We start from the raw sequence: 1,793 nt of genomic DNA, 5'->3' as shown, positions 1-1,793 counted from the left end.
AGGGCGGCGTCCTAGGCCGCTAGACGAACGGGGCTTAGAACTTTCATCCGCGCGCTGCGGACTTGTTAAACAATACACTAGACGTGGATAGTAACTGCAAATCACCAGGTCAAAGCACTAAATTCCAAGTGTTTCCGCATTTTCTGCCAATGCGTTTTTAAGCTCCGCTTCATCCATTCTTCGCAAAGTCGCAACTTCGGCGACAGTGTCCCGCAACGCGGCGATGACCTCGGCAGAGACCGCCTCCGCCGCATCACCGCTTCCGGGCTCGCGCGGAAGGTCAGTTTCCAGCAAAAGCCTATCGACGGGCACCTGCGACACATAGGCCCGTCCGCGTTTGGTCCGCAACATGAGCGGATTGACGGAGATGTAGCCACCGGCTCGGATAAGCCTGGTCAGCTCATCGTTGGTGCCACCGAAACGGTGAAAGATGGGCACGAGATTCTGACCGAGCCCTACCCCTTTGCCGGAGTCCAAGCGTGGTTCCAGCAGATCAAGCACCGTATCGGCGCTGCGGACTGTGTGAATGGACAGGATATGCGGCTGGCTCGAAGCTTGGACAGCATCGAGGATGCCGGTGAGGACATGGATTTGAGTCTCGGCGGGAACGTCGTCAAGCCTGCGGGGCGCGAAGTCCAAGCCAATCTCACCGACGAAACGGGTGTGTGGAAGGGCCTCGCGAAATATCTCAAGCTCGCGCTCGTAGTTGCCGTCGATATACCACGGGTGATAGCCGACTGCGGCCATGGGGAGATTTTCGCGCTCTAGCTCGACAAATCCGGAGGGGCGGACTGTCTGCGCGATGATCTCCACGCCTTCCTGCGCAATATCGGCTTTGAAGCACTCGCGCGAAGCCGGTGGCAGGAAATCGTAGTGAAAGTGGGTATCGATGAGCCGCATCATTTTTCCGTTGGTGGCTGGTTTTCGTCGGCCGGACCGCCGATGCGCGGGGCCAGCGGGGTTTCCTCGAACCCGAGCAGACGGCGAATGACCTTTCCGGCCAGCATCTGCCCCATGATTGGCGGTATGTAGCTCATGGTACCGAGGGTTTCCGCCTTGGTACCGCTGCCCTTGTCCGCAATTCTCACTGGCTCTTCGGATGAGTACAGCACCTCAAGACCGCGAATGCGTCGGCGGATACACACCTGACGGACGACCTTCGCCAGCGGACAGACCTTTGTCTTATTGATTTTCGAGAAGGTCAGCCGAGCTGGGTCGAGCTTATTTCCGCCGCCCATAGCGGAAATGAGGTGGACACGATTTTCCGCGCACCACTGCGCGATCTCAATCTTGCCGGTGACATCGTCGATAGCGTCGATGATGTAATCCGGACGCGGGAACTGCTCGAAGGTCTCCGCCAGGTTTTCGCGTGTGAGAAAAATCTGGCGGGCATAGGTCGTACAATCCGGGTTGATATCGGCAACCATCGCCTCCATGACCTCGGCTTTGACCCGGCCAATCGTGGAGACAAAAGCCAGCGCCTGACGGTTGAGATTGCTCGGCTCCACGACATCACCGTCGATCAAGATGAGGTTGCCCACGCCGCCTCGGGCAAGAGCTTCGGCACAACTCGACCCCACGCCTCCGAGTCCGACAACCATGACGGTAGATTCAGCTAACGTTTCTAGCCCCTCCTCCCCTAGGAGAAGCTTCAGTCGTGCGAAACGTTCACTGGTCATAGTCGCCCCTGGTCATAGTCGCCTCGATTCTTAAAAAACAAAAACTCCCCAGCCGACTGACTGGGGAGTAACTTTGTACCCCGTACGGGATTTGAACCCGTGTTACCGCCGTGA

2 protein-coding genes are annotated in these 1,793 nt (G+C 57.8%); both read right to left on the bottom strand.

From position 1 onward, the window contains the following. Nucleotides 1–117 precede the first annotated feature (117 nt). Nucleotides 118–903 carry a TatD family hydrolase gene (locus ADB02_RS00900; protein ID WP_241482131.1) on the bottom strand — a complete coding sequence of 262 codons (786 nt, stop codon included), beginning with the start codon at nt 901–903 and terminating at the stop codon, nt 118–120. After that, the gene (locus ADB02_RS00895) at nt 900–1,679 is read right to left on the bottom strand and encodes a tRNA threonylcarbamoyladenosine dehydratase (protein ID WP_048735404.1); all 780 of its coding nucleotides are present in this window, start codon (nt 1,677–1,679) and stop codon (nt 900–902) included. The genes ADB02_RS00900 and ADB02_RS00895 overlap by 4 nt, the downstream gene beginning before the upstream one ends. Nucleotides 1,680–1,793 lie beyond the last annotated feature (114 nt).

This window comes from Corynebacterium sp. 212_CJEI (assembly GCF_001055915.1).
Taxonomy (GTDB): Bacteria; Actinomycetota; Actinomycetes; order Mycobacteriales; family Mycobacteriaceae; genus Corynebacterium; species Corynebacterium jeikeium_D.
Note: the sequence above shows the minus strand (reverse complement) of the source record. Positions and strands in the feature narration are given on the sequence as shown.

Bases quoted from the DNA above. Each gene is read 5' to 3' on its own strand.
- ADB02_RS00900 (WP_241482131.1), bottom strand. From the start codon at position 903: ATGATGCGGCTCATCGATACCCACTTTCACTACGATTTCCTGCCACCG.
- ADB02_RS00895 (WP_048735404.1), bottom strand. From the start codon at position 1,679: ATGACCAGTGAACGTTTCGCACGACTGAAGCTTCTCCTAGGGGAGGAG.